This is a genomic window from Demequina litoralis, assembly GCF_030418455.1.
Lineage (GTDB): Bacteria > Actinomycetota > Actinomycetes > Actinomycetales > Demequinaceae > Demequina > Demequina litoralis.
Window position 1 is genome coordinate 1 of record NZ_JAUHPW010000020.1, and the last position, 925, is coordinate 925.

General features: G+C 57.6%; 2 rRNA genes. Both read left to right on the forward strand.

Features of this window, described 5'->3' with window-relative positions:
- A 23S ribosomal RNA gene (locus tag QQX09_RS14245) occupies positions 1–769 on the forward strand; the annotation flags it as partial.
- An 81-nt stretch (positions 770–850) separates the two neighbouring features.
- Positions 851–925: ribosomal RNA gene (gene rrf / locus QQX09_RS14250) — 5S ribosomal RNA — on the forward strand; the annotation flags it as partial.

Sequence of the window (925 nt, forward strand, 5' to 3'; positions counted from 1 at the left end):
CCGGAACGCCAGTTTCGGTGGAGTCATTGTTGAAATACCACTCTGATCACTCTGGATATCTAACCTCGGTCCGTGATCCGGATCAGGGACAGTGCCTGGTGGGTAGTTTAACTGGGGCGGTTGCCTCCCAAAGAGTAACGGAGGCGCCCAAAGGTTCCCTCAGCCTGGTTGGCAATCAGGTGGCGAGTGCAAGTGTACAAGGGAGCTTGACTGTGAGACTGACAGGTCGAGCAGGGACGAAAGTCGGGACTAGTGACCCGCCGGTGGCAAGTGGAAGCGCCGGCGCTCAACGGATAAAAGGTACCCCGGGGATAACAGGCTGATCCTGCCCAAGAGTCCATATCGACGGCATGGTTTGGCACCTCGATGTCGGCTCGTCGCATCCTGGGGCTGGAGTTGGTCCCAAGGGTTGGGCTGTTCGCCCATTAAAGCGGTACGCGAGCTGGGTTTAGAACGTCGTGAGACAGTTCGGTCCCTATCCGCTGCGCGCGCAGGAAATTTGAGAAAGGCTGCCCCTAGTACGAGAGGACCGGGGTGGACCAACCTCTGGTGTGCCAGTTGTTCCGCCAGGAGCACGGCTGGTTGGCTACGTTGGGAAGGGATAACCGCTGAAAGCATCTAAGCGGGAAGCCTGTTTCAAGATGAGATTTCCACGGGCCTCGCGCCCGGAAGGCCCCCTACAGACCATGGGGTTGATAGGCCGGATGTGGAAGAGAGGACCAAAGACTCTTGAAGCTGACCGGTACTAATAGGCCGACAACTTGACTTACATTCAAGACTTTTCGAATGCATGCTCGCGTCCACTGTGCGGTTCCCGAACTACGGGCACCGCTTCATAGTTCCATAAAGTTGCCGCAGCCATAGCGAGAGGGAAACGCCCGGTCCCATTCCGAACCCGGAAGCTAAGCCTCCCAGCGCCGATGGT